Annotated in this window: 20 protein-coding genes; 14 read left to right on the top strand and 6 right to left on the bottom strand. The window is 49.2% G+C overall.

The genetic code is table 11. The features are described 5' to 3' along the window. Positions 1-101 precede the first annotated feature (101 nt). Positions 102-1,361 carry a PQQ-binding-like beta-propeller repeat protein gene (locus ACN0YN_RS25390; RefSeq protein WP_417387833.1) on the bottom strand — a complete coding sequence of 420 codons (1,260 nt, stop codon included), beginning with the start codon at positions 1,359-1,361 and terminating at the stop codon, positions 102-104. Positions 1,362-1,779: 418 nt separating this feature from the next. On the opposite strand from ACN0YN_RS25390, the gene ACN0YN_RS25395 reads away from it, so the two are divergent. The 3 genes from ACN0YN_RS25395 to ACN0YN_RS25405 all read left to right on the top strand — a co-directional run bounded on the left by ACN0YN_RS25395 (position 1,780) and on the right by ACN0YN_RS25405 (position 6,458). Then, positions 1,780-2,556, top strand: a complete 777-nt coding sequence (locus ACN0YN_RS25395) for an ABC transporter ATP-binding protein (protein WP_417387834.1) — start codon at positions 1,780-1,782, stop codon at positions 2,554-2,556. Continuing rightward, positions 2,556-4,793 carry an ABC transporter permease subunit/CPBP intramembrane protease gene (locus ACN0YN_RS25400; protein WP_417387835.1) on the top strand — a complete coding sequence of 746 codons (2,238 nt, stop codon included), beginning with the start codon at positions 2,556-2,558 and terminating at the stop codon, positions 4,791-4,793. The genes ACN0YN_RS25395 and ACN0YN_RS25400 overlap by 1 nt, the downstream gene beginning before the upstream one ends. Positions 4,794-4,901: 108 nt before the next feature. Next, entirely contained in the window at positions 4,902-6,458 is a 1,557-nt protein-coding gene (locus ACN0YN_RS25405) for a sulfatase family protein (protein ID WP_417387836.1), read from the top strand. Positions 6,459-6,472: 14 nt separating this feature from the next. Here ACN0YN_RS25405 and dinB read toward each other — a convergent pair whose 3' ends face one another. Then, the gene (dinB, locus tag ACN0YN_RS25410; protein ID WP_417387837.1) at positions 6,473-7,663 is read right to left on the bottom strand and encodes a DNA polymerase IV; all 1,191 of its coding nucleotides are present in this window, start codon (positions 7,661-7,663) and stop codon (positions 6,473-6,475) included. Positions 7,664-7,983: 320 nt separating this feature from the next. On the opposite strand from dinB, the gene ACN0YN_RS25415 reads away from it, so the two are divergent. Then, on the top strand, positions 7,984-9,366 hold the full coding sequence (locus ACN0YN_RS25415; RefSeq protein WP_417387838.1) for a Gfo/Idh/MocA family oxidoreductase: 1,383 nt from the start codon (positions 7,984-7,986) through the stop codon (positions 9,364-9,366). A 113-nt stretch (positions 9,367-9,479) separates the two neighbouring features. On the opposite strand, the gene ACN0YN_RS25420 is transcribed toward ACN0YN_RS25415, so the two are convergent. Continuing rightward, positions 9,480-10,319 (bottom strand): MBL fold metallo-hydrolase, encoded by an 840-nt coding sequence (locus ACN0YN_RS25420; RefSeq protein ID WP_417387839.1) that lies wholly within the window; start codon positions 10,317-10,319, stop codon positions 9,480-9,482. Positions 10,320-10,571: 252 nt separating this feature from the next. Further along, on the bottom strand, positions 10,572-11,633 hold the full coding sequence (locus ACN0YN_RS25425) for a Gfo/Idh/MocA family protein (protein WP_417387840.1): 1,062 nt from the start codon (positions 11,631-11,633) through the stop codon (positions 10,572-10,574). 599 nt (positions 11,634-12,232) lie between these two features. Between ACN0YN_RS25425 and ACN0YN_RS25430 the strand changes: the two genes are divergently transcribed. From ACN0YN_RS25430 to ACN0YN_RS25465, 8 genes are all read left to right on the top strand, one after another. Further along, entirely contained in the window at positions 12,233-12,436 is a 204-nt protein-coding gene (locus ACN0YN_RS25430; protein WP_417387841.1) for a carbon storage regulator, read from the top strand. A gap of 122 nt (positions 12,437-12,558) precedes the next feature. After that, positions 12,559-12,867 (top strand): acylphosphatase, encoded by a 309-nt coding sequence (locus tag ACN0YN_RS25435; protein ID WP_417387842.1) that lies wholly within the window; start codon positions 12,559-12,561, stop codon positions 12,865-12,867. A 463-nt stretch (positions 12,868-13,330) separates the two neighbouring features. Further along, complete coding sequence (locus ACN0YN_RS25440; RefSeq protein ID WP_417387843.1) at positions 13,331-14,218, top strand: ABC transporter permease; 888 nt, start codon at positions 13,331-13,333, stop codon at positions 14,216-14,218. Between the two features lie 55 nt (positions 14,219-14,273). Continuing rightward, positions 14,274-16,367, top strand: a complete 2,094-nt coding sequence (locus ACN0YN_RS25445) for an ABC transporter transmembrane domain-containing protein (RefSeq protein ID WP_417387844.1) — start codon at positions 14,274-14,276, stop codon at positions 16,365-16,367. Positions 16,368-16,387: 20 nt separating this feature from the next. Further along, on the top strand, positions 16,388-16,981 hold the full coding sequence (locus ACN0YN_RS25450) for an HD domain-containing protein (protein WP_417387845.1): 594 nt from the start codon (positions 16,388-16,390) through the stop codon (positions 16,979-16,981). A gap of 121 nt (positions 16,982-17,102) precedes the next feature. Continuing rightward, the gene (locus ACN0YN_RS25455; protein ID WP_417387846.1) at positions 17,103-17,720 is read left to right on the top strand and encodes a DUF3124 domain-containing protein; all 618 of its coding nucleotides are present in this window, start codon (positions 17,103-17,105) and stop codon (positions 17,718-17,720) included. 125 nt (positions 17,721-17,845) lie between these two features. Continuing rightward, positions 17,846-19,411, top strand: a complete 1,566-nt coding sequence (locus ACN0YN_RS25460) for a sulfatase family protein (RefSeq protein ID WP_417387847.1) — start codon at positions 17,846-17,848, stop codon at positions 19,409-19,411. 260 nt (positions 19,412-19,671) lie between these two features. After that, positions 19,672-20,385 (top strand): alpha/beta hydrolase, encoded by a 714-nt coding sequence (locus ACN0YN_RS25465; RefSeq protein WP_417387848.1) that lies wholly within the window; start codon positions 19,672-19,674, stop codon positions 20,383-20,385. A gap of 56 nt (positions 20,386-20,441) precedes the next feature. Here the strand turns inward: ACN0YN_RS25465 and ACN0YN_RS25470 are convergent, their stop codons facing one another. Next, positions 20,442-21,866 (bottom strand): sulfatase, encoded by a 1,425-nt coding sequence (locus tag ACN0YN_RS25470; RefSeq protein ID WP_417387849.1) that lies wholly within the window; start codon positions 21,864-21,866, stop codon positions 20,442-20,444. A gap of 261 nt (positions 21,867-22,127) precedes the next feature. On the opposite strand from ACN0YN_RS25470, the gene ACN0YN_RS25475 reads away from it, so the two are divergent. Together ACN0YN_RS25475 and ACN0YN_RS25480 are read left to right on the top strand one after the other, a co-directional pair. Further along, positions 22,128-22,985 (top strand): deoxyribonuclease IV, encoded by an 858-nt coding sequence (locus ACN0YN_RS25475; protein ID WP_417387850.1) that lies wholly within the window; start codon positions 22,128-22,130, stop codon positions 22,983-22,985. 218 nt (positions 22,986-23,203) lie between these two features. Next, entirely contained in the window at positions 23,204-25,018 is a 1,815-nt protein-coding gene (locus tag ACN0YN_RS25480) for a hypothetical protein (protein ID WP_417387851.1), read from the top strand. Positions 25,019-25,037: 19 nt separating this feature from the next. Here ACN0YN_RS25480 and ACN0YN_RS25485 read toward each other — a convergent pair whose 3' ends face one another. Next, complete coding sequence (locus ACN0YN_RS25485; protein WP_417387852.1) at positions 25,038-25,388, bottom strand: PilZ domain-containing protein; 351 nt, start codon at positions 25,386-25,388, stop codon at positions 25,038-25,040. Between the last annotated feature and the right edge of the window lie 151 nt (positions 25,389-25,539).

The following is a 25,539-nucleotide window of genomic DNA, read 5'->3' on the forward strand; positions in this document are numbered from 1 at the left end:
GGTTAACTGTTATTTTGATACAGGAAGGATCGCCTTTTCATTTCAAGTTAAAAAAATCACATTCAGAAGAGGATTCCAAAATTGAGATCATGCGAGATGTTTTATTTCCCAATGCAGTATAGAAATTCCTGACGTTTTCCTGACTTGCTGCTGGCGGCCCGGTGGAAGATCTGGTCACCACAGAGCGCGGGAGTCGCAAAACATTCGTCGCCCAGTTGATTCTCGGCGAGTAGTTCAAACTTTTGCGGGTTCGCGCGAAAGACAAAAGTCTTCCCTCGTTCATTAGACAGATAGATGTTGTCGTTGGCCAGAACTGGTGAAGAGGACACTTTTCCACCCAGTCGACTTTTCCATTGTTCCTTTCCCGTTTGTGCGTTCCAGCAGTATGCGATGCCGTTATCGTCGATGGCGTAGAGATAGCCGTTGTGCGCCAGCATCGATTGCTCGTAACATTTCACTGTATTTGTCCAGGCAATTTTTTCTGAACCGTCGGCTTTGACGGCCATCGTCCCTTTCAGGGGGAAACCGCCACTGGTAAAGACGAGATCGCCGTCCCAGACCATGGTCCCGCAACTGACAATCCACATTGCCGGGGCGGACCAGAGGTCACCTCCGGTTCGCGGGTCAAAGCTGGCAACTTTCGCGTTCCCACTGAGCAGCATCTGGTCGCGACCTGCAATTCGTGTCACGATAGGGGTAGAGAAATTCATTTTTTCCGGTCGCTTGATGCGCCAGACTTCGTTGCCCGTTTTTTGATCAAAGGCGGCGATGAAACCATCCTTCTCGTATTCAGATGTGATGATCACGGTCCCTTGATACAGCAAAGGAGAAGGGGCATAGCCAAACTGATATGCCAGTGGCAGATAGCCACCCGCTTTGATCTGCCATTTCTGTTTGCCTTCCAGGTCAAGGGCCGTCAATTGAATCCGGTCAAACTGGGGAAAGACTGCAAAGATCGTTTCCCCATTCGAAGCCAGCGTAGGCGATGCGTGGGTATTTTTCTGGTGAATTTTCGGGGCAAAATCCCCCTGACTGACATCGGTTTTCCAGAGCTGTCGTCCGGTGGTACGATCAAAACAGACCACAGATTGAACCTGTTTCGCTTCCTCTGCCGTAGAAATCAGGACACGGTCATTCACCACAATCGGCGAAGAATGTCCTCGACCGGGAAGTGCCGCCTTCCAGAGTATGTTTTGCGATTCGCTCCACTCGATGGGAGGTGTTTCCCCCTCGGCTGCGATGTTATTTCCGTTCGGGCCCCGCCAGACGCGCCAGTCATCTTCTGCGACTGCAAAGTGGCTTGTCAGACAGATTGTGAGAACACAGAGTAAACAAAATTTGAAGATCAGTGGAGACATCATCTGGCCTTTGGTTTGCGGAGTATTTGCAGTGTCTGAGAAGCTTTTGAAAGGAGTCTTTTATTTTGGTCACGATAAAGGCATGGTGCAAGGTGTTTCAACGATCTTCGTTTGTCTCCCTGAAAAAAGACAGCGTGGTACAATTTCAATGCCAGAGCAGTCAATCTGTCATTACCCTGCAACATTTTTATTTAGTACGTGACAGATTGACTTTGAGTTTGTTAGAATGCTTCTGTTCTTAGATGCGTTGAGTATGCGCCAGCATTTCAAATCACAGTCCTGTGATATCAACGTTTATTAGGCAAAACAATCCATTCAAAGCTGAAGAAACGTTGTGACGGTATCTGAAAATCCTGACAGGAATTTCAGTGCGGGTTTCATACGCCCGTTGTGTCTACGGTAAGCGGAAGTGAGGGCCAGGATGATTTTTGTCAGAGATCTTACGCGGATATTCGAAGCCGGAAATCAGGATGTTCTTGCCGTCGATCACGTTTCTTTTCAAGTCAAACCAGGTGAAGTGTATGGATTGCTGGGCCCGAATGGGGCAGGCAAAACGACCACTCTGCGGATGATCCTGGGGCTTTTGAAACCAACCAGTGGGGATGCGGAAGTGGAAGGGTTTCTGGTATCCACGCATCCCGATGAAATAAAACGACGTGTGGGACTGGTTTCAACCAGTGCCGGTCTGTATCAATGGCTGACCCCCCGCGAGATTCTCACGTTTTTTGCGGACGTGTATGGTGTGCCGGCCATGCAGGCAGCAGCCCAGGTAGAAAAGCTCTCTCACCTGTTCGGCCTCTCTTCTTTCATGGATCGTCGTTCTGCCACATTAAGCACCGGGCAGAAACAGCGCGTGAACCTGGCTCGTTCGCTGATTCATGATCCACCGGTCATGCTGATGGATGAACCGACGCGCGGACTGGATGTGATCGGGAGCAAGGTGATTTTTGATTATATCGACCTGCTTCGCGATGAGGGAAAAGCTGTGATTGTCAGCACACATCGCCTGGATGAAGCCGAACAACTCTGTGACAGATTTGGTCTGTTGCATAATGGAAAAAAGAATTACGAAGGCACTCTCGCAGAACTGCAGCAGTGCACGTCCTGTCAGACCCTGACACAAATCTTTCTGCAGTTACTCGATGCGCCCGTTGAGACTGCAAAGAATATACCCGCCGTACAAAGGGAACTGATTTAATGGCTTCCCCCTACGATCAGGATTCTGACGACCGCATTTATACTCCCACCAGATCGTTCCGATTCTCTGGACTGCTGCAAAAAGAATTACGCGAAATTCTTCGGGATCGGCGTACTGTCATTACATTAATCCTGATGCCTTTGCTGGTCTACCCGTTACTGGGTTTGATGCTGCAGAAGTTTTTATTAAGCCAGACATCTCAGCTCAATGAAATTGAATATCGGATCGTTTTGCCCAACGAGTCAGAAGGACAGATGTTTCGAGCACTGTTTGAAAAGGGAGATAAAATCTTCGAAGAACGGAATCAGTCCTTTGTCAAACTGAAACCGGTGAAAGAAAAACAGACTGACAATGCGCTGGCTGCATTCCAGGAAGTCAAACCTGTTGTCAAATTTATGATTGCCGAATCGGCCGGTGAAGATCACAACATTTTGAAACTGGTTCGTGAAGGTGTGGTCGATGTGGGGGTTCGCTACTTTCCCATTGAGGTAGAAAATCCAAAGGCGAAACAGAAAGAACACAGTGGGCGGTTTCAGATTATTTATGGGGCGCAATCTGCGCACAGTCGACGTGCTGCAGAATATGTGGAAGTACGCCTGCAGGCCGTTCGCTGGAACTACCGAGATCAGATGCTGACGAATATGGGAGAGAGTGTGACTGTCCCGTTTGTGACTTCCGTTTCATCCGTGAAGTCTGAAATGGTACAAGCCTATTCGCTGGTGACCATCGTTCCCCTGATCCTGATTCTGATGACAATGACGGGGGCCGTCTATCCTGCCATCGATCTAACTGCAGGGGAACGGGAGCGTGGCACGTTGGAAACCCTTATCTCAGCACCATTACCCCGGATGTGGATCTTATGTGCCAAGTTCATTTCGGTGCTGGTTGTTGCCGTGATGACGGCGCTGGTGAATATGACGGCGATGCTCGCGACCGCCTATGCCAACGGTCTGGAGACGGTGCTCTTCGGTGAAGGCATGACACCGTTTGTATTGATGGAAATTTTACTGTTACTGGTGATTTTTGCCGCATTCTTCTCTGCTGTACTGCTATGTATCACAAGTTTTGCCCGGAGCTTTAAAGAAGCACAGGCCTATCTGATTCCCCTGATGCTGATTTCGATGGCTCCCGGGATTCTGGGGATGGTACCGGATTTGAAGATGACCCCACTCTGGGCCGTGATCCCTCTGGCGAATATCGTATTGTTGAGCCGTGACTTTCTGTTACATGAAGCAGAACCGGTGTTGTTTTTTATATCGGTATTCTCAACGATCTTTTATGGCATTGTCGCTCTCAGCCTTGCTGCCCGGATTTTTGGTACAGATACCATTCTCTATCAGAGCGAAACTTCCTGGTCGGATTTCTTTAAACGATCCCGCAAGTCCCATCAATATCCTGCCTTGAACAATGCCATGCTTTGTCTGGCGGTAATGTTTCCGACATTTATCCTCTCGGCTGCATTTGTGGGACGGCTCAGGGAGATGACCATCTCTCAGCGACTTCTGGTTTCAGGAACATTGACTTTCTGCCTGTTTCTGCTGATTCCGATGCTGTTTGCCTGGCTGGGTGGGGTGAATCTGAAGACCGGTTTTCGCTGGTTTAAACCGCGTCTGGTTTCCTGTCTGGGGGCAGTACTCCTAGGATTAACCTTATGGCCATTCGCTTATGAAATAGAAATCCTGGCGTTAACCGATGCGAGAATTGAAACGCTTTCCCGTCTGTTTGAATCGATGAAAATTGAACTGGCTGCGGTCCCATTATGGGTCAAGCTGATCTCGCTGGCTGTCATGCCGGCCGTCTGCGAAGAACTGTTTTTCCGCGGGTATCTGTTAAGCTCACTGCTGCATCGATTTTCCAGTTTATGGGCGATCGTGACTTCTTCTCTCCTGTTTGCGTTATTTCATGTCATTGTCCGTGATTCACTGTTTATCGAACGCTTTTTCCCCAGCTTTTTTATGGGGCTCTGTCTGGCATACGTGAATGTACGATCTCGCAGCGTCATTCCCGGCATCCTGTTGCACATGATTCATAATGGCCTGCTGATTACCATTGCCAGTTATCAGAATTACTTTGCGGATTGGGAAATCAACATTGAGAATCAGAAGCATTTGCCTGTCAGCTGGCTTGCGGGTTCTCTTCTGGTTGTGGTCATCGGCTTCGCGCTGGTGCGTCTCAGTTATCGCAGACCGTCCATTCCTGCTACTGAAACGCCGGCTGCCGAGATGGTTACCAGCTGACCTCGCATTTCGTTGCCCGTTAAAAAAACTGAGATCTGAGTTTCTTTCCAGTCTGAATGTTTTTAGGATTGAGAAGCATCTTTTATTCATTCCAGGACTGGAGAAATAATGGCTTCAAAATGTGTCCTTTTCTTCCTGTTGAGTTTGACTCCCGGATTTCTGTTTGCTGCACAGCAGTCTCAACCCAATATCGTGGTGATTCTCGCTGATGATTTCGGTGTGGGGGATATTCAGGCTCATTTTCCCGAGAATAAAATTCCGACTCCGTGTCTGGATCAACTGGTTAAGGACGGAATGAGTTTTACAGACGCGCATAGCGGTTCGGCAGTCTGTTCGCCTACCCGCTACGGTTTACTGACCGGCCGGTACAGCTGGCGGACCCGCTTGCAGGAATGGGTGATCGCAGCTTATGAGCCTCCCCTTATTTCGGAAGATCGCCCGACTCTGCCGGGGCTGCTTAAGAAAAGTGGATACCAGACGGCATGTTTCGGGAAGTGGCATCTGGGCTGGAACTGGCCGGGACCACAGGCCAGTCAGATGCTGGAGCAGAAAAACGCGCAGTGGAAATATGAATGGGATTTTACAAAACCGATCAAGGGAGGACCTGTCGCGCGGGGATTCGATTATTTTTTTGGAGTCGACCTCCCCAACCTGCCTCCGTTCACTTTCATTGAGAATGACCACGTATTCGTACAACCGACGGCGGAATTTAAACTCGATCAAAGTGAAGGGATCGTCCTGCCGAAGGGATTCGTCGGCGCACCGACTGCGCCTGACTGGCGTATGCAGAACATCTTGCCCGAAATTACCAGGCGTGCTGTAAAGTACATCGATCAGAAGTCGCAGAAACAATCTCCGTTCTTCCTCTATTTTTCCATGACATCTCCGCATGAGCCAGTGGTTCCCTCAGCGAAATTCCAGGGGAAAAGCGGGATCGCGCCGATTGCAGACTTTGTCATGGAAACGGACTGGTCTGCCGGGCAGGTCATCCAGGCAATCGATCGGGCAGGGATTAAAGATAACACGATTGTGATTTTCACAGCAGATAATGGACACTCCCACTACACCGGCTGGAATGATCTGGTGGAGGCCGGTCATCAACCGAGCGGTCCTTACCGCGGTCATAAAGGAGATATCTGGGAAGGCGGACATCGTGTCCCTCTGGTAGTACGCTGGCCAAAACAGATTCAGGCAGGCAGCAGTAGTCCGCAACTGGTTTGTCTGACAGATCTGCTGGCAACCTGTGCCGAAATTACAGGAGCGGAACTTCCGCAGCAGGGAGCGGAAGACAGTATCAGTTTTCTGCCTGCATTACTTGGGAAAAAAACGGATGAGGCTCGCCAGACATTAGTGAACCATTCGAATCATGGTGAATTTGCTTATCGTGATGGTCCCTGGAAACTGGTCTTTAAAATGAGTGGTCGAAATCTGGAGCAGTCGCGCGGCAAACCGACGATTGCAGAGCTTTATCATCTGGAATCTGATCTCAGCGAAGCACATGACTTGGCTGCGAAACATCCTGAAGTCGTCAGCCGGATGACCGCTGATTTTAAACACTTAATCGAACAGGGCAGTAGTCGGGCAGGGCAGAAAGCCGCCAATGATGCACGGGTTCGATTCGATATCACACAGAAACAACGCTGGGCGCCTGCATTGAACGACTGATCGATTCTATGCGGTTAAGGCGAGGTTTCCTCTTGCGAGTCCTCGTTCCTGATTCGATTGCCCCGGATGATAGAATCGTTGCCGAAGCGATTTGCGATCTGATCCTTCACCTGATCCAGACGCGAGAGTTTCTGTTGATCTTCTTCATCAAATAACGATTTCTGTTGCCGCGAACCGCTTTGAAATCCTGTCACGCCGACGCCAATCAACCTGATTGACAGGGGGCGATCTGGTAATTTCTGATCCAGCATCAGTAAGGCAGACTCTTCAATTTCTCTGGTGAGGTCCGTTGGCTGAGAGACAGTGATGGACCTTGTAAATGTCGAGAAATCATCGTAGCGAATTTTCAACTGGATGGTTTTGCCGCGCAATCTGTTTTTGCGCAATCGACGTGCGACATCTTCCACGAGGCTGATCAGGACTGTTCTCAGAATTTCCTGATCATTGACGTCACTGGAAAATGTAGTTTCACGTGAGATTGATTTGGCCTGCCTTTCGGGGACCACGGCACGATCATCCAGTCCCTGAGCGAGATTCCACAAGTGAGAGCCCTGATCTCCGAACAGTTCCGTCAAGACCGGGAGTTCTAATACTCTCAATTGCGAAATGGTCTGGATGCCCAGTCGATTAAAACGCTGCGTCGCCACTTTTCCAATTCCCCAGACTCGGGAAACAGGTAGCGGGTCGAGAAACTCCTGGATTTGATCTGGTTCGACGACCACCAGCCCATCAGGTTTATCTGCATCACTGGCGATTTTGGCGAGGAACTTATTGGGAGCGACTCCGACTGAAGCGATTAACTGCAAACTTTGTTTGATTTCCTGTTTGATTGAAGTTGCGATTTCTCTCCCGTTTCCAAAGAGTAACTGACTGCCGCTGACATCCAGAAACGCTTCATCCAGTGAGAGTGGTTCTACCAGTGGAGTGTATTTCCGAAAGATCTTCTGCAGCGATTGTGAGACCTCGGCATAATCACTCATACGAACGGGAAAAAAATGTGCCTGTGGGCAGAGTTGCCGGGCCGTTTTCATTGGCATCGCGCTGTGCACACCAAATTTGCGCGCCGGATAGTTGGCAGCAGAAACGACGCCTCTGTGTTCGGCCTGGCCTCCGACGATGATGGGCTGCCCCTGCAGTTCGGGGTGGTCCCGCTCCTCGATCGATGCGTAAAACGCGTCCATATCTACATGAAGGATTGTTCGCATACGGGAAATCGCTGCTGTTCTATTTCTTAATGTCACTTATTAACAGGTCGCGTCCTGTTCAATTCCGCTTTACTATATTTGACTGATTTCGCAGTCATCTTCTGCTTCAGGTCTACTGATTTTCCAGGATTCATTTTAGCATGGATTTCCTGTGAGACGTACAAAAAAGAATAAAGTCAAATCAGATATAAACGCAGCTTGATCTTTGCAAAGCTGTTTCCTTGTGCCTTATAATTGCTGTTGATCAGTTCTGTTCCTGCCTGAACGCGATTCACAGTCGTGAATTGTTGTTTCAATACTTAGTCAATAAGGAGTCTTCCGTGAGTAATCAAAAACAGAATCGTCGCGACTTTTTGAAAACTTCCGCCGCTGCCGCCGTCGGTAGCAGCGTTCCCTTCTGGTTCCATATTGACCCTGCTAGTGCCTATAACTTTAAAGCTGCCAATGATCGTCCCGTTGTAGGTTGTATTGGAACAGGCAGCCGCTGGAATGCCGTCGGACCGAATGCAATGAAGTACGGAGATGTCATTGCCGTTTGTGATGTCGACTCCGCTCATGCCGGTAAAGCTCACGATAAAGTGAAAGATATTCAGGGTAAAAAGGGGAATAACAAAGAAGTTGCTGTATTCGAAGATTACCGGAAGATTCTCGATAATCCCGACATTGATATTGTCACGATTGTGACAACCGACCACTGGCATACAAAGATCGCCATTGAAGCGATGAAAGCCGGTAAAGATGTTTACTGCGAAAAACCTTTGACGCTGACCATCGATGAAGGGAAGCAGATTATCAAAGCATTGAAAGAAACGGGACGCGTCTTTCAGGTGGGAACGCAGCAGCGTAGTGAAATGGGGCAACGGTTCCTGAATGCTTTGGGGATTATTAAAGAAGGTCGTCTCGGTGATATCACTGAAGTGGAGTGTGTGATCGGCGGGGTGACTCCCAGCGGTACCATTCCTGTGGCCGAAGTGCCCAAGACTTTGAACTGGGAAAAATGGCTCGGACAGGCTCCGATGACCGATTATCGCTGGAAGGCTGGTGAAGGGGAGAAAGGCCGTCCCCAGACCCGTTGTCATTATGAATTCCGCTGGTGGTATGAATATTCCGGAGGAAAAATGACCGACTGGGGTGCTCACCATGTGGATATTGCACAATGGGGCATTGGCATGGATCATTCCGGCCCGACTCAGGTCATTCCGATTTCAGCCGAGCATCCGATTCCATTGAAGGATGGGGTGCCGACCAGGGACGATGAATATAACGTCGCTTCCAAGTTTGAAGTGCAGTGTAATTTCCCGAACGATGTCAAAATGACAATCAAGAGCGATGGGCGAAACGGAATCCTGTTTACGGGAACGAAAGGGCGGATGTTTGTCAGTCGTGGTGATCTGACCGGAAAGCCTGTTGAAGACCTTAAGGATAATCCGCTTTCCAGTGATACCATTAAGAAACTCTATAAAGGTCGTCAGCCTGGCGATCATATGCGCAACTTCTTTGAATGCGTTGAAGCGCGGGAACAACCTATTTCCGATGTGATGACCCATCATCGTGCTATTACAACCTGTCACCTGGCTAATATTGCCATCCGTCTGAATCGTTCTCTGGAATGGGATCCCAAGACAGAGCAGATTATTGGTGATGACGAAGCAAATCAGTGGCAAAGCAGAGAGCAACGTAAAGGCTACGAAACCAACGCGTAGGCTATCGTTGTCATTCAGCAGACAAAGCGCTCGGCCTGGAGGGTGATTCGTTACCCTTCAGGCTATTTTTATTGCCGATCGTCGACGATCAGAATCGTGCTGCTCTGGTTGTTTCACATCCAGAGGTGGAGTCGAGACTGTAACTCTTCGGGTAAGCGTTTTTTAACCGCATTCATGACCTGGTTATCATGATAGCGCGTACTGAAATGTGCCAGAATGATGAATTCATTCTGGAATCGTTCCGCGCGTTCGACGATATCATCCAGGTGCATGTGCCCGAATTTGTGAATTTTTTCGCGGCGGTGTTCGGGGCGATAAAATGTCATCTCCGTAATCAGAACTTTGGATTCATACGCGGTTTCGAAATGGTCCAGACCGGCAGGGGCGGTGTCTCCCGTGTAGCAGACCAGTGGGACACGAATTTCTTCACTGACCTCAATACCAGAGACGCGGGCATCGCGAATCTCTGTTTCCGGTTTTCCCTGAAATTCAGGTTTCAGCTTTTTTCGGCAGTCCCAGACCTGAAACCCCAGCGAAGGGACTGTGTGTTTTGTCTGGAATGCCGTTACTGCGTGTTCTCTTGAAAGCTGTATTTCTTCGCCGTCCGTCAAGCCAATCAGTTCGCATTCCATTCGGCCCCGATCCAGTTTCTGCCAGCTTTTCAGCATTTTCCAGACGGGGTCTTTGACTTCCTCGGGCAGGTAGATCGTGGGGGGGCTCATTTTCATCATCCGACGACGCGCGACAAAAGCGGGAAGCGCCGCCATGTGATCGAGGTGTGCATGCGTAATGAAAAATACGGCTGTTCCCATGAAAGACCAGGGACTGCCACCGAGGTCAAAGCCCAGTTTGAGTTCAGGGATTCTCCAGTAACTTTGAACGGCGGCCCGTGAGTAGCCCTCAATGGTGAGGCCTTTATATTTCACAGATTGCAGTGGCAGATTTTCAAGCATAATCGTACTGGTGAATTCAAAACTATTTTAATGGTCTGAAAACCGGATCGAAATCGCGATGATTTTCTGATTGTTTTTCAGTGGGATGTAATTCTGCGTTTAATCTGGTCAATTTAGACTCAGAAATGGAAAGACTGTCAGATTACCCCAATTCTACCCGCATACCAATAAATACACCGCCGGAATTCGTAAAGGGTTCGAGATTCGGCGGTGTGTTCTCGGTTATATTGATCTGACAGGCAGTGATGACACTTATTTGACGGGAATGGATCGGCCTGTCTGGATACTTTTTGCCTCAGCGTAGCAGATTTTCAGGGCATCTCGGGCAAGAGCCCCCGATAATGCCTCAGGTTCTTCACCACTTTGAAGTGCATCGACGGCTGCCTGTAATTCCAGGGTAAACGCCGCACACCAGGCATCGCCTCCTTTGAGTTTCGGGTGCTTGAGTTGACCATTTTTCGTAATCAAGGTCAGAGGTTGGCTGACAATCCACTCTTTGTTTTTGCCCACTCCCATTGTACCGGCACCAAACAGGACAGTTGCGTCTTCGAAATAGAGTTCATATCCATGCGCAAATTCCAGTCCTCTGGTAGCGATTCCCCCACTCACACAGCTGACTGCCAGATTCGGATCGTCGTAATCGTAGACAGTATGGACGTGGTTAATGAATCCTTTGTTTTCAATGCCGCGTGAGGTGACTTTTGTGGGCACTCCACACATCAGGCTGATCAGGTGGTTATCATGAATGTGCAGATCGATTCCCCAGCCACCCAGTTTCTGGAAATCTTCGATATTTTCGGACCATTTAGGAGGAGCCATCACGCGGCGGAAATGGGCTGCCAGCAGTTTCCCATATTTATTGCTTCTGACGCATTCTACCGCAAATTGAAATTCAGGGAAAAAGGGCAGGACCTGGGCAACCATGAACTTGACCCCTGCTTTTTCCGCGGCTTTCACCATTTTGTTGGCCGCTTTCAGATCAATGGCGATTGGTTTTTCAACAAGTGTATGTTTTCCAGCCTGGATAGAATCCAGTGCTACCTGTTCATGCATCTGGGTGGGCAGGCAGATGTCAACGAGGTCAATATCGGGGTCTGCCAGCAGGTCATGGTAATCGCTGTACTGCTTCACCTTGGATAAATCGACCTGGGAACCGCGGGGTCCAAAGTTTCCTTCTATGCTACTCCAGTCTCCTGCCAGTTTTTTGGAATCTCGGGTTGATATGGCAGTGACCTTCGCTCCTTTGAGTTTTCTGGCTCCTTCAAAATGAGCCATTCCCATAAAACCGATGCCGATAATTCCAATACGAACCATGCTGTTCCCCTGGTCATGTAGACGAAAATCTGAGTTAGTTAACACTGTTGCTAAAGACTGACGACCATATCAGCAATCGTCAAGCTTTTCACAATCGGTTTTCAACTTCTTGGACCATCTTTCACTTTGATCTTTCCAGATCCTTAAGCAGATTTTTTATTGGAAGATTGTTTCTGCATTTCTGATTTCGTTGAAGAAAAAGCAATCGCCCGTTTCCAGTATCCTGGATTTCAAGAGTGAAGGTGTCGAAGCTGGCCGGCTAGAACCGCGGCTTTACTGCCCGGTATTTGTGCAGGTTGCCGTTTGCGTAAATATTGGGCACTAATCTGGGTTAAATGGCTGGTTCAGGGGCAGGTTTTGGCTGTTGTGGAGCCTGGTGGGTAATTTTTCAGTCTGGGCTAGACATCAGAAATTGAAAAGTGTTATCATACTGATGTCGACATCGTAGTGATGGCAGTTTGTTGGAAGAGAAGGCTTTTTTCAGCAGATTGTCTAGATGAGTACTCTTTAACTACCCTCATCCTGCAAGTTGCTTCAACCTTACTTAGTAAGGTAACAGGGAAGTATGAGGGCCCAGACAACGAAGGATTCGAAAAGAAATGCTTGTATTATCACGAAAGCCCGGTGAACGAATTCGGATTGGCGATGATGTAACCTTGACGATTGTTCGAATCGGCCCTAATTCGGTTAGATTAGGCATTGATGCTCCACGCAGCATGAGTATCGTGCGCGAAGAATTGTGTATTGATTTTTCGGACCTGCCGGAAACAGAACAGTTTTCAGAAGAAACCTCTTCAACTTAGGTTTTCTGTCTGTCCGTCATCCTTTCTTGAGGCGTTCCGTCTCATGTGGTCGCACATTCGTTGCAGATCTGAACTGTGTTGTTCATTAATCACTTTACGCATCATTCTTAAAAGTAGTCGGCATGTTTGCTGAACCAGAGCAATCCGATTCATCAGCACGCATTACACTGCGCGCGATCTATCATGGTCGAGTGCAGGGGGTCGGGTTCCGCTACCGTACTGCGCGACTTGCACAGCAGTATCCGGTTACGGGCTATGTGAAAAATCTGGCTGATGGCACTGTGGAACTGGTCGTGCAAACGCAGGATCGGCCGGTTCTGGAGCAGTTTTTTGATGATATGATGCTCACGTTCGCGACGAATGTGACAGATGTTGCTGTGGAAGAAATCGGCTCTGAACCCCATTTTCAGCAGTTTGAGATCCAGCATTAAACTGCATCCGTTTTTTCTGCAGGGGTTGCTGGACTGTTCAGGCCTAGTCTCATGGAGTGAGAGACTCCCTGGTTCAGAGTGATGCACGTTCCAGCTATGCAATTGAGCAGTTTCAGGTTGGTGTAACGCCAATTTGGCAAATTATAGCGAACATGCCTTCCAGATTAGGGAAATCAGGGCACGAATGACCCTGTATTCTTTACTTTCCCTACCTCTTATCGGTAAAGTAATCAGTACGTTACGGGCTGTTGGCAGTGATTTCAGTTGGATAACTGGTAATTACATAAGTTCAAAAATAAATCCAACATCCTGGTAAATGAAATCGTACATGACAGGGGAGAATCTGCGCCTGGGACTGCGGGTTCTTTTTCGTGGCTTCAATACATTACATTATTAACTGATTGGTGAATGAACGATGGAAAGCCTCCTGGTTTTTTCGGCAGAAACTGTTGATGCAACTAATATGATGGTTCAATGGTGGTTAACCGGAGCAGGTGTATTGCTCTACTTCGTACTGTTGTTTGGGGTGGCGTCATTCACCCAAGCAGGAGTGATTGCCCGAGCAACTACGAAAGAAGCGATTCGACAGCCGGTGTTTCTGCTCCTGATGGCAATCGGGCTGCTGTTGCTGCTGTTGAATACGTTTCTGCCATTCTTCTCTATGGGAGATGACGTCAAGATGTTGATGGACTGTGGTCTGGCAACAATTCTGATTTGCAGTCTCCTGCTGGCAGTCTGGTCAGCCAGTACCAGCGTCGCCGATGAAATCGAAGGCAAAACTGCGATGACGCTGTTATCGAAACCGATCAATCGTCGTCAGTTTATCATTGGAAAATACCTGGGGATTCTGAAAGCAGTCGTCTGGCTGATGTTGCCGATGGTGATCACTTTCCTGCTGCTGGTTTACTTTAAGGTCGGATACGACGCCCGTGAAGCTTCCCGGGATGCTCCCTCTCACGCCGAAAAAATGGCCGCAGTCTGGTTGATTCTACCTGGTATTCTGTTGATTTATATGGAAGTTGCGATTCTGGCTGCAATCAGTGTCGCCATTTCAACCCGGCTTCCCATGATGGTGAATATGATTATCTGCTTCGGGATCTACATTATTGGGCACCTCACTCCCAATCTGGTGCAGGCCAAGGCGGAGGGACTGGAGTTTGTGAAATTCACCGGGCAGTTGATCGCTACGATATTGCCTAACCTGGATAACTTTAACATGTCGCCGGCAGTTGCAACGGGAACTGTTGTTCCACCCGTCTATATTGGTCATTCGGCATTAAGCTGTCTGCTCTATTCCGGAATTGCGATTCTGGTTGCCTTTATCCTTTTTGAAGATCGTGACCTTGCCTGAAAAGGGGGGAGCGAACTTCTTATACTCCTGATTTAAAACAGATTCGGTGGGTCTTGTGTCAAATCGTCAGCCCAACGCATTTCATCGTGCTTTCCCTGCACGGGAATTCTTTCGTGGATCTGCCAGATCTGTGCTGTTCTGGTCGCTCGTCAACGGCCTGCTGCTGATCCTGTTACTGGTCGATTTATTTCTGATCATCGATCTGCTCGACCACCGGGGGCGCATCACGCTCCACGGAGAACAGAACGTCCAGTTGTTGAAAGAACTCAGGACTGCTCCTGTAGCTTTGCCTGTTGAAGATGAAAGTGAACCGGAAGAACCGGATTCTGAGCCTGAGAAAGGTCAGGCAGATGCTAAGTCCACCGTACCCGGTGACGCTCCTGAAACAAAATCGCCTCAGACGGATGAGGCACCCCGACTGGAAATGGTGAGTCTTTCGGACTCCGGTATTTTGCCCTCGGTCTGGTGGACGTATTCCAAATATCAAATCGGTTTGTTGCCAAAATTGTATCAGCGGGTTCCACTGCTGCAGGAAAACCAGACGGCTCTTTTTACATTGATCTTTTTTGCTCTGGTGGTTGCCAGTATTCGAGTATTGATTCGCTGGAGATCCCGACAGAAGAGTTTGAAAATTTCGCATCATGTTTCCATGACTTTGCGGAATATGATTCACCGACAGGCGCTGCGTCTGGGGCCGGGGGATCTGTCTGGTAAAGAGACAGAACAGGCTTTTCAGCTGTTTATCCGGGATGTGGGTACCGTACAGCAGGGGGTGTTTCAATGGGTCTATGGCCAGTCGCGACATCCGGTCACTCTGCTGATTCTTCTGCTGTTTACGATTTCAATAGACTGGAGGCTGACGCTGCAGTGTATGATTCCGCTGGTGGCTGCCTGGTACTTTCTGTTGCAGCATCGCAAGAACTATGAACAGGAGCAGGCGAAAACACTGGTTGCAATCGAGACGGAGTTGTCTTTACTGGCAGAAAATCTGCGCAGTACCCGACTGGTACGTGGTTTCGGAATGGAAACAGCAGAGCATGATCAGTTTCAGAAACATCTGCAGAAATATACTGATAACATCGCCACGCTCAAACGCGTTGAGGGATGGGGGCATCGGGTGGCACGAGGGCTGGCCGTATTCTGTTCCTGTATGGTGCTGTTCCTGGTCGGGTATAAGGTGCTGGTGAGTCCCGATAGCCTGCCTCTTTCAGCGGCGGTTCTGATGACGGGGATCTTCGCCTTTTTCTATCTGCCGGTAAACGGATTGTATGAGCTGATTCAGACACGCGATGAGGCAAACATTGCAGCCAGTTCAATCTATCGGTATCTCAATCTGATCCCGGCGGTAGGGCAGGCCGTGGGAGCCAAATTTCTCGAGCCTCTGTCACAGGCACTGCAGTTTGAAAATGTCAGCTTTCAACTTAATGCCAACAGCCCGCCCTTACTCAAAGGATTTGATTTGAAAATTCCCGCGGGTACAAGTACGGCCCTGGTATCCCTGGAAAAACTGGCTCCGCGCGCAGTGAGTTATCTGATACCGCGGTTTATTGAACCTCAGGCAGGGCGGGTATTGATGGACGGCGAAGATACTGCCTGGGTGACTCTGGAGTCGTTGAGAGCCGAAGCGATCTATGTGAGCGGGAATGATCCTTGCCTGACCGGAACCGTCAAAGAGAATATCCAGTGCGGTGACGAGCGTTATTCGCTACAGGAAGTAATTGCTGCTTCTAAGGAGGCACACGCGCATCAGTTTATTCAGAACTTATCTCAGGGGTATGAGACCGCGCTGGGACAGCATGGTGAAGAATTGACTGTCGGCGAAAGTTTTCGTCTGGGACTGGCACGGGCATTATTGCGAAAGCCTGCTTTACTCATCATCGAAGAACCTGAGGAGATACTGGATGAAGATACCAAAACTCTTCTCGAAGATGCTTATTCTCGAATTTTCCAGAATCGTACCGTGCTGATCATTCCTTCGCGAATTATGACCTTGCGGCGCGTCGATCAGGTAGTTCTGATTAACGAAGGCAAGGTGGAAGCGGTTGACAGTCAACCGAATCTGTTAAAAAAATCGGCTCTCTATCGGCACTGGGAATACACGCGTTTCAATCAGTTCAGGCATACTCAGGAAACTTCGAACGAACGTTGAATCAAAGAATCAGATTAGATATGGATATGCTTCATTCACCTGTGGTCGAACATGCGATTCGGCTGGCTGCGGTGGCTCACAAGTCTCAAAAGCGAAAGTCTTCCGGCATTCCTTATATCGCGCATCCCATGAGTGTCTGTCTGATCCTGATGAAGGCGGGATTCGATGATGAATCGATTCTCGCAGCAGCGGTTCTGCACGATGTGGTTGAAGACACGGACTTGTCGATCGAAGATCTGGAAACGCATTTTTCTGAAGACGTTGTGCGCTACGTTCAGGAAATGACGGAAGAGAAAGAGACCCAAGAGGGAGAGAAACGAAGTTGGCCGGATCGTAAGCGAACTCACATTGAAGTGATGCAGCAGGCAGCACTGGGGACGAGGGCGATTGAACTGGCGGATAAACTTCATAATCTGGAAGCGATGCTGTTTGATCTGCAGACCGAAGACCGACAGAAATTCTGGGGTCATTTTGGAGCCAGTCCTGAAGAAATCATACAGTATTATCATTCGATGATCGAAGCAGCAGGCCAGTCTGATTCTGAATTGAAGTCTCTGGTCGAGAACTGTAATTCCAGGCTTGAAGAATTGAAAAAGTATCTGCCTGCAGCATGAGTAAGAATACTGGCACTTTCAGAGTTGTTTTAGTTTAATACAGAGGTGTCTACTGCGCTTCCACTGTGAGACATCAAAGACCAGATTGTGACAGCTGTGTGAATTAGAAAGCGAGTGCACCATGCAAGGCAAACAGGAATACCCCGACTGGTTTCTGTGGTTGTGGGAGAAGTGGTATGTTCTGTTCTTTCTGCTTGGAGCGCTGACTCTGGTTTTTATTGGCGGTGCCGTTTATCTGGATAATCGATTTGCGCAGGTCCAGAACCAGCTCGCGTATGTAGCGCCACGCAGTTATCAGCCCCCGGACCTTAAGAAGTATCAGGCTGACAAAGCAGATCTGGAAAAACTGACTCGCAGCCAGTCCCTGTATGTTCCCTGTTATTCACACATCTATTATCACGGCGGATCGCCGCTTTTGCTCGAAACGACTTTGAGCATTCGTAACATCAATCGTGATCAACCGGTCTTCATTACATCGATCGAATATTTTGATACCGACGGAAAACTGGTGAAATCCTACCTCGAGCAGCCCATCAGGCTTACTCCCTTCCAGACCATCGAATTCCTGGTGGAAGAGAAGGATAGTACCGGTGGATCCGGGGCTAACTTCCTGGTTAACTGGACTGCAGATGAGGGGGTGAATCAACCACTGATTGAAACAGTGATGATTGGTGCTTCCGGACCGCGTGCGATTGCCTTCACTAGAAATGCAACTGCGATTTCACCAGTTGATAATTGATTATTTCACCTGAATCTGTTTCCATTGAAGCTGAATTGACCGCGTTGATTCTGTTTCAGAGAGACATGGGTCATGTTGAAAAAACGAACTCATCGTATTAAATGAGAAAGACTGAGAGAAACATCATGTTACGACTGATTTTGCTCCTGTTCATTGCAGTACCGTTAAACCTGGTGAACAGGGAAGCTCGTGCCAAGTCACCAAATGTCATTGTGATTATGGCGGATGACCTGGGGTATGGTGATGTTACCTGTTATGGTGCTACTGCGCTTTCGACGCCTCACATCGATCGACTGGCGCAAGAGGGGCTGCGGTTTACCAGCGGCTATTGCTCTGCTTCGACCTGCACTCCGACACGCTATTCTTTTTTGACGGGCACTTATGCTTTTCGTGGGAAACGTACCGGGATCGCGCCTCCCAATGCACCTGCGATTATTCAACCGGGAACCGAAACGATAGCGTCCATCCTCAAACGTGCGGGTTATGCCACCGCTGTGATTGGTAAATGGCATCTGGGGCTGGGAGACGAATCGGGACCGGACTGGAATGGTCAGTTGAAACCGGGGCCTCTGGAAATCGGTTTTGATACCTGCTTTCTACTGCCAACGACGAATGATCGGGTGCCTCAGGTTTATGTCAAAGATCATCGAGTGCTCAACCTGGATCCTGCTGACCCCTTATGGGTCGGGAACAAAAAACCGAACCCCGATCATCCTACCGGACTGACACATCGAGAGACACTGAAGATGGACTGGTCGCATGGGCATAACTCGACCATTCACAACGGCATCAGTCGCATTGGTTTTTATACTGGCGGCCACGCTGCCCGGTTTCGGGACGAAGATCTGGCTGACAAGTGGGTCGAGAAATCAGTCGAATTTATCGAACAGAACAAAGACCATCCGTTCTTTCTGTTTTTTGCCTCGCACGACATTCACGTGCCACGTATGCCTCATGAACGATTTCAGGGAAAGACCAGTCTTGGATTCCGCGGCGATTCCATCATCCAGCTTGACTGGTGTGTAGGGGAATTAATGAAAACACTGGATCGATTGAAACTGGCGGAAAACACGCTGATTGTCTTCTGTTCCGACAATGGTCCGGTTCTCGACGATGGATACAAAGACGGAGCGATCGAAAAGATCGGCTCTCATCGTGCCGCGGGAACTTTTTCAGGAGGCAAATACAGTGTCTATGAAGGAGGAACCCGGACTCCGTTCATTACGCGCTGGAAAAACCGCATCAAGCCAGGCGTGAGTCAGGAACTGGTCTGTACGATTGATTTGCCGGCGAGTCTGGCTGCGTTAACAGACCAGGAACTGCCGGCAGGGAGTTGTCGGGACAGTTTCAATCTTCTGGGGGCTCTCCTGGGAAAGACGGACTCCCGGGGGCGCGCTGAACTCGTGCAGCAGAATAATGGTAATAACGGAACCTATGCGATCCGCGCTGGAAACTGGAAGTTGCACCGATATGACAAGAAGACCGCGAGAAATGTGGTGGTGGAACAGGAACTGGAGAACACGATCGTGCCTCGGTTCCAACTGTTCGATCTGGAAAAGGATCCTGCAGAAAAGACAGATGTTGCCGCTAAATTTCCAGAAGTGACTGAGCGACTGCAACGTCGTCTGGACGAGATCATAAAACAGGGGGGGAGTCGTCCTGGAATCCAGCCTGTGGATCAGAAGCACTGATAAAAATCATTGATCTTGAAGTAAGTCTGATTGCTTAAGGATTAGAATACATGAATTTCGTAAAACCAACGATCCGATTTTATGTACTTCTTATGACCTTCCTGGTTCCTGTTCTGGCATTGCCCTCAGCGGCAATCAGCGAGACGAAGTCTGCCCAACAGAAAGTTTCCGAACCCATTTTTTTGTAGGATGGAACTCCCCCTCAGTTTCAGAAAGAAGCTCCTGCGGAGACGACTAATGAAAGAGGGGCGATTTCGAATGTGACCAAACCTGCGATCAGTCTATTTCTACCGCCGGAAGGGACTGGTACGGGAATGGCCCTCATCGTTTGCGCAGGAGGGGGGTATGGATCGCTGGACTGGAAAACGCATGTGATCTATGCCGCGGATGTCTTTAATCCCATGGGGGTCGCTGTGATCGGGCTCAAGTATCGCACCCGGCCTCCTTTTCGCGGTTCGAATGAGCAGATTCAGGCGTTGACGCTGCTGGATGCCAAACGTGCCGTTCGGCTGGTGAGGCATCGCGCGAAACAATGGGGTCTGGATCCACATCAAATCGGGATCGCCGGCTATTCGGCGGGAGGAAATCTGGCAATGAACCTGGCTGCGAATTTTGACAGTGGTGATCCCAAATCAGCCGACCCGGTTGAACGTGAAAGCAGTCGCCCCGATTTTGCAATTGGCCTGGCGACCTGGCATTGGCGTCAGAAGAAATCGCCGTTTACCTTTCGCAAAGACAGCCCACCTGTATTTCTGGTACATGCAACGAACGACGGGATCAAAGGGGGCGCACCGATTGAACTTCCCAAAGAAATCACTGCTGATCTGCAGAAACTGGGAGTGCCGGTGAAAATGGCAATATTTGAGCAAGGGGCACATGGAGTGGGCAATCTGATACCGCAACGCGTCAAACGGGGATTTCCTCCCGCGAAATGGCCTGAATTATTCTTAGACTGGTATCAGAGTCTGAACTGAACCCGCATCGTTATGGGATGGCTTCAGGTATCATCTATTTCTCGGTAGCAGGAAGCTTATTTGAACAGAGGTTGCTTCATCTGAGAATTCAGTTCGTTCCAGCGCGTTTGCAGTTCGATTCGCTTTTCCGTCTGCTCTGTAGCGAGATCTTTCGTTTCACTCTGATCATTGGCGAGATTGTACAGCTCCCAGACTGGTTTCTCGCGCGTACCCCGCATCTGGACGATCTTCCAGTCACCACTGCGCAGTGCCGCTCGGCGTCCCTGACGCCAGAAAAACTCCGTTTCTGGTAACTCTGTGTACTGTTTCAACAGAAAGGGGATTAAATTGCGGCCATCCAGTTTTGGAGCGCGAGGTGCGCCAGCAAGTGCTGCGAAAGTAGGGAACAGATCCAGACTGCTGACTGGGACATCGATGATCTGTTTTGGCGCGAGTGTGCCTGTCCAGCGCATTAGAAAGGGGACGCGTAAGCCCCCTTCGTACATGCTTCCCTTTTCACCGCGCAGCGGGAGATTACTGGATGTCAGCTCGCGAGTGGGACCACCATTATCACTGAAGAAGACGATGAGTGTTTTCTCATCCAGCCCGGACTCATGTATCTGGTTGAGAATCTTGCCTACGCTTTGATCCATGGAAGAGAGCATCGATGCAAATATGCGTCGATGGATGTCTTCGATTTCAGAGAACTGCTGCATGTCTTCCTTTTTCCCCTGCAGCGGGCTATGGACGGCATTGTAGGCCAGATACAGGAAAAAAGGTTTATCTTGGTGACGGTTGATAAAACTGATGGCTTCACGAGTGAAAGCGTCGGTCAGATATTCTGTTTCATCCACAGGCTGTCCGCCTCGAATGATAGGGTTATTGGCGTCATAGTCTGGTTCGTCGTATCCCATGTGGGTCGAATAAATCAGGTTCTCACTGAGCCAGCGTCCTTTCTCAGCTCCGGGAAGCGCTTTACGGCGCAGCATGGTTGTCACTCCCGGATAAGGAGGAGGGACAAAGTAATGACCTTCATGCATAAACCCAAAAAATTCGTCAAAGCCATGTCGGTACGGATGATAGTCGGCTGTACCTCCGAGATGCCATTTCCCGATCAGTCCCGTAGTATAGCCCTGATCGTGAAGTCGTTCTGCGATGGTCTGTTCTTCTGGGGGGAGACCCGTTCCCGGATCTTCATTGCGGGCACCGATGGGGTTGAACTCATAGCCAAATCGAGTGGGGATTCTTCCTGTTAAAAATCCCGCGCGTGACGGGCTGCAGTTCGGAGCAGTTACATAGGCCTGTGTGAAACGAATTCCGTTACTGGCGAGGGAATCGATATGAGGAGTCGGAATCTGTGGGTTTCCCTGGCAGCCCAGTTCGCCATAACCGAGGTCATCAGCCAGCAACACGATGATATTGGGCTGTTCGGCTGCCGGCACTAAGTTGTTCAATGAAAATATCAGTCCGAGGGAGAGGGCGAGCAGGGAGAGTGTTTTCATCGTTGTTCCAGCGCTGATTGAACAATATATATGAGTAGGTATGTTGTGAAAGAGAAGCAGAGCTTCCGATGTTCGATTGTAATATGGCAAAAGAATATTTCCCATCAAATTTAATTGATTCGACAGGAACCAATTCTGGTGAAGAGGGGCGTTCCTGTCTGGGACTGGAGTGGTGTGGCAGGAGAGCCTATACTGGATTGAATTCAGCACAACTCTGTGATCACAATTAGAAACGAACGAAGTCTATACTGGAACTGAAATATGCCGTTACTGGGAGCGCATCAGTCAATCGCTGGTGGATACTATAAAGCCGTTGATATTGCAGCCGAGTTTGAGATGGACTGTGTCCAGATCTTTACCAAGAATAACAATCAATGGCGTGCCAAGCCGCTGACTGACAAGGACGTCAAGCTGTTTCGCGAACACCTGGAATCCACGGGAGTCGGGCGCCCTTGTTCTCATATGAGCTATCTGATCAATCTGGCCAGTCCGAAAGAGGAGCTGTGGAATAAATCGATCGATGCCGTTGTGGTAGAACTGCAGCGTGCCGAAGCGCTGGGACTGGAAGGTGCAGTGATGCATCCAGGCAGTTTCGTGACTTCCAGTGAGGAAGAGGGCCTCGATCGAATCGTGGCGGCCATTGATCGGATTCATCAGGAGACGGAAGGATTTCAAACGCAAATCTGGCTGGAGACCACTGCCGGCCAGGGATCCAATCTGGGGTTTCGCTTTGAACAACTGGCTTACATGCTGAATCAGGTTCAGGAAGGGGAGCGACTGGGAATTTGTGTAGATACCTGTCATATCTTTGCTGCCGGATATCCGTTGATCAAGAAATCGGAATACAAGGCGACCATGTCCGAACTGGACGAGGTTATAGGCTTTGATCGTATCCGGGCCTTCCATTTGAATGACAGTAAGTGTGAGTTTGGAAGTCGCAAGGACCGTCACGAGAATATTGGTCGGGGCTGTCTGGGACTGGAGCCGTTCCGTCATCTGTTAAATGATCCCGTGTTTCAGGACCGTCCGATGTATCTGGAAACCCCTAAAGAGGAAGAGGATGGGGTGCCTCTGGATCAGATCAACATGCAGACGCTGCGTTCACTCTGTAAGCGCTGATTGATTTCTGAAAAGACTGATAAAATCCAAAATACCCTCTCATGCGATTAAAATCGCCCAGTCGATATAGGGTAACAGGCAATGAATCGAGAGCTGTTGCGCGCTCGATGAATCAGCTTGCTTGAACCTCAACTCCCCATTGAGGTTACTACCCGCGACCCACGCAGAAGATCGGTTCCCGTCCAGATCTCTGCAAGCAGATGACAGGATTTGTCGTTGTGAAGTTCGGTCTACTAAAACGAAATCTGCCAACAGTTTATTTATCTCTGGTACTGTTGAGCTGTATTACTGCAGGTTGTCTGAGCCAATCTGCTGAGATGATTTCACAGAAAAACGAGAAGCCAACCGGACCGCTGGTCGCATCGAAATCCAGCAGCAGCTTTAATTATTTTTCTCAAAAAGCTGATAAATCAAAAGAAGAAGCGCCGGCAAAGGTTAAAATCAGCGGTACTTTCCCGGTTGATGAATTACAAAACTCCTCCCGGATAGAACTCTCATCTCACACAACACCTGCATTACAAAAGCCACAGGTTGAACGGAAACCAGCTAAGCAGGAATTGCAGGCACCGGTTACCAAACCAGCCATCGGACTGACGGAAAGCTGGCGATCGAAATCTTTAATTGCGTCAGCGAAACGATATCCGACGCAAATTGCGAAAAAACTTGATCAGAACACAGAACGGATCAAGCAGGCATCCAGTTCGCTTTCACAGGAAATCTCTTCCGGCATTCAGCATATCGCGAATAATACACCTGTGAATTCAGCGGAGGGAGAGGACCAGGATACAACCAAAACACAGAAGTCAGACGATCAAGCGAATATTGAGAATTCACTTCAGAATCCTGAAGAAGTCGACCGTCTGCTGGCAGAGTCCAATCAGCAGAACGTAAGAGCAGAACTAACCGAATTAGCAAAAGATCTGCATCAGGATCTGGATCAGACTGCTCCTGTTTTTGAAGATGTAAATCTGGAAATGCGGAGATTGCAGATTAATTCGATTATGGATCGCGCCCGCCGAGAAGTGACTCTGAAAAACTATGAGTATGCAGAATTTCTGGCGGCACAGGCATTAGAGTCCAGCTATCGAGGGCATGTTGCCTTCGGTCTGGAGGAAGAATCACCTCAAATGCTGCTGGATAAAATCAGGAAGGAGGTCAGCACACTCCCTCCGAAAGAGGTCCAACGTGTTCAGCATGCAGAACCGGATGCCAAATCCAATAGTGGTCAGTCGGTTCCCAATTTTCAGTTTACGCCCTCGCGTGTCCATCCTTTGAAACGCCGGGCTGTTGAGCAACCTGAAATCCGTGAAGTTCAACCGAAAGTCAAAGCGGGAGGCAGTGATGAACTTCCTTTGATTGTGCCTCGAAATCTGGGAACCCAGCCACAGAAGATTCAGATTCAACCTCGTCAATCTGTCATCAGGCAGAAAACACCTGAATCGGGCGGCATTTCCCTGGAACCACCCACTTTCGATTCTCAGCCGGAAGTCGAAACCCGAGTACCAGTCCCTGGGAAAATTGAGAAGAAAGTTACTGAAACCGCTCCCTCTGCACCTGCTTTGAAGCTGGAACTGGAAGAAGTTCCCGAGGAACAGCCTGCCAAAATCAGACTGAGTGGCCCTGAAGCGATGCCTGAAAAGCCAGTGGTCGAGGAGAAGAAATCTGCAGGGGCAGGTCCACAATTGATGCTCCCCAAGCTGCCATCCGTGCCTGGAGACTTAACTTCCCAAGCCAAGCCCGGACGCGATACCAGTGCCGCTCCTGTCACTTTTCGTTCGAAAATGAAAGGGGCTCCCCAGGAAGAGACACTTGAGAAACTCCCACAGCAAGTTTCCAATGCCGAGAAACCTCTGGCTCAGACCAGCCTGACATTAGAGGAGATCGAGTGGGATCTCGATGAACAAAAGCAGACGAGTCGTGCAGGGGGATGGTGGGGACTTCCCACTCTGCTGATGATTGCAGGAGGAGTGATCATTTTACTGCTGCTGTCGATCATTGCTGTCCTACTTAAACGCGGAGCAAAAACCAGCTGAGCTGCAGCAGCGCGTCTGGTTAATTTTCCGGCTTAGTGACAAATTCACCACCGCTGATGAACATTCCGTTCTCGCAGGGCGTACACCACATGATCTGCACGCGATATTCAAATTCGCGGGTTTCGCTGGCCAGCTTTACATTGACTTCACCGGGATTCAGCATCCCTTTGTGCAACAGCCCCAGTCCCTGACGGCTGATTTCCCGCGTCATTGCTGAAATGGTATTGCCGCGCGCGGTCTTGACTTCTGCTGGTACTGAGAGTTCCAGTCGATCGACATCACGAATATTGACGGCGTCATTCTTGCCAAAACTTTCCAGCACATGTTTCAAGTCGTCCATCGTGGGACGGCTCCAAGGGGTTTCTTCCATTGAATCTACTCCTGCTATGAAGTCAATTTTCAACTGTTGATTCGTATTCTGATTCGAATCTGATATTGAAATATAGACTACAAAAATAATTGAGGACTTTCTTAGTTTCAGATTACCGATGGAATTCGATTCGCAGTGGTCGCTGTTGAAA

It is taken from the genome of Gimesia sp. (assembly GCF_048260065.1).
In the GTDB taxonomy this organism is placed as follows: Bacteria; Planctomycetota; Planctomycetia; order Planctomycetales; family Planctomycetaceae; genus Gimesia.